Below are 555 nucleotides of genomic sequence, written 5' to 3' on the forward strand. Positions count from 1 at the left end.
TGGCGTGACGAAGGGCTCCGGGTCCCGCAGCGGCGTCGACGCAAGCGCGTCGGGTCCTCGACCGTCGACGCGCCGACGGCGGACGCGCCGAACGTGGTGTGGGCGGTGGACTTCCAGTTCGACGCCGACGAGCACGGACGACCGATCAAGATCTGCTCGATCGTCGACGAACACACCCGGGAGTGCATCGGCGGGCTCGTGGAGCGCTCGATTACCGCCGACCGACTCACCGCCCACCTCGAGGACCTCGTCGCCGCCCGGGGCGCCCCGGCGGTGCTCAGGTCGGACAACGGGCCGGAGTTCATCAGCGAGGCGATGGCCGACTGGGCCGGCACCCGCACCGGCCTGTCCTACATCCCTCCGGGCTCGCCGTGGCGCAACGGGTACGTCGAGTCGTTCAACAGCCGGATCCGCGACGAGTGCCTCAACATCAACAGCTTCTACTCGCTGCTGCACGCACAGGTCATCATCGGCGACTGGAAGGACGAGTACAACCACCACCGCCGGCACTCCTCGCTCGGCTACCTAACCCCAGCCGAGTACGCTCGGCAGTGC

The 555-nt window shown here is 68.8% G+C and carries 1 protein-coding gene; it reads left to right on the top strand.

The features are described 5' to 3' along the window. The coding region (locus tag ACZ1IK_RS11240) for an integrase core domain-containing protein (RefSeq protein ID WP_465098525.1) at positions 1-555 on the top strand (555 nt) is incomplete at both ends.

This window comes from Micrococcus sp. CS26 (genome assembly GCF_055522295.1).